The 1,845-nt window shown below is 65.5% G+C and carries 1 pseudogene; it reads left to right on the top strand.

The features are described 5' to 3' along the window. Positions 1–44: 44 nt before the first annotated feature. Positions 45–1,406 (top strand): annotated as a pseudogene (locus Q4I23_RS32465) (carbohydrate-binding domain-containing protein); the annotation flags it as partial. Positions 1,407–1,845: the final 439 nt, after the last annotated feature.

Raw genomic sequence — 1,845 nt, 5'->3', positions numbered from 1 at the left:
GCGTATAATCGTCGGCAGCGTCAGATGTGTATAAGAGACAGGCCCCAACCGACACCACGCCCCCCACGGTCAAGGTGACCATCGCCGACAGCAGCGTGACCAAGGGTGAGAAGCCGCTCGTCACCTTCGACTTCAGCGAAGATGTGAAGGGCTTCGCGCTGGCCGACACCACGGTGAAGGGCGGCACGTTGAGCGGCTTCAAGACGGTGGACGCCTCCACCTACACCGCCGTCTTCACGCCCTCGACCAACACGAAGATCACCGACGCCAACGTGGCGGTGAAGGTGGGCAGCTACACCGATCTCGCCGGCAACGCGGGCAAGGCGGGCGCCTCCACCGGCTTCGCGGTGGACACCACGACGACCACACCGACCGTCCCGACGACGCCGACGGCCAGCGTCACGACGATCAAGGTCAACGCCTCCGGCGCCGCCGCGGGCGGGGTGAACGCGCATTTCAAGGTGCTGGTGGACGGCAAGGCCATCGGCGACGCCACGGTCGGCACGGCGGCAAAGGACTACAGCTTCACCACCGCGTTGACCGCCGGGCAGCCGCACAAGGTGCAGATCCAGTACGACAACGACGGCTTCGTCAACGGGCAGGACCGCAACCTGTTCGTCAACAAGATCACCATCAACGGCACCGCCCACAACCCGACCGACGGCATCGTCACCTATGACAAGGGCGCGCTGGACGGCAAGGACGTGGTCAAGGGCCAATCGTCGATGTGGTGGGGCGGCACGCTGGTGGTCGACGCCCCGGCCAAGGAGTTCCCCGCAGGCGGCACGCTGCCGCAGAGCGGTCCCAGCACCACGACGATCACCGTCAACGCCTCCGGCGCGGCGGCCGGCGGGGTGAACGCCCATTTCAACCTGCTGGTGGACGGCCAGAAGGTCGGGGAGGGTGTGGCCGGCACCTCGGCCAAGGACTACAGCTTCACCACCAGCTTGAGCGCCGATCAGGCGCACAAGGTGCAGATCCAGTACGACAACGACGCCGTGGTGAACGGGCAGGACCGCTCGCTGATCGTCAACAAGGTCACGATCAACGGCAAGTCCGTCTCCGCCACCGACAGCATCGTCACCTACGACAAGGGTGCGCTGGACGGCAAGGATGTGGTCAAGGGCCAGTCCGGCCTGTGGTGGAACGGCACGCTGGTGGTTGACGCCGACAAGAGCTTCTTCCCCTCGGCCACCCCGGTCGGCGAGGCCACGGCGCTGGCGCTCGACGCCGGAACGGACAGCGTGTGGAGCCACGTCGCGGCCCAGCAGGCGGCGGCCGCTCCGGTTGCCGTGGCCGACGCGGTGGCGGTGGCGAACAGCGTGTACGGGGCCATGCCGGTCGATGCCGGCTATGATCCGCTGTTCGACCACATCGACCCGTCGCTGCTGAGCCACGCGGCGTAACGCGGCTTCGGCCGTCTGGTAAAAGGGGGGGGCGGTCCATCGACGCTGGACCGCTCCCTTTTTTGTCGTGGCCGCGAGGCCTGGCCCGCCATATGGCCATGTGCGTGCTGGACGGCGATTCCGGCCGGTATCCGTCTCCGAGACCATCTCTGGAGGCATGGCATGAGCGACCGTCCAATGACGTCGCTGATCCAACGCTGTGAATAGCCCGTCTCCTCGGAGACAAACTTTGCTGAGCGCTCCGGGGGCAGCAGCCAGATAATCTGCAGATGCGAACGCTGCGCCCCATCCTTCTCGTCCCGATAGAGCCGATACAGTTCCGCCTCATCGAGATGACGGACCAAATGAACCTTGCTTCCCATGCCTTCCAACATGTGATCGGCCTCGCCTCATTGGGGTCATTCACTTGCCGTTGGTATTACACATTGCCCCGACGAGT

The organism is Azospirillum sp. UFLA03-27 (assembly GCF_059803775.1).
The sequence above is the reverse complement of the archived record's forward strand: the minus strand, read 5'-3'. Positions and strand labels throughout refer to the sequence as shown.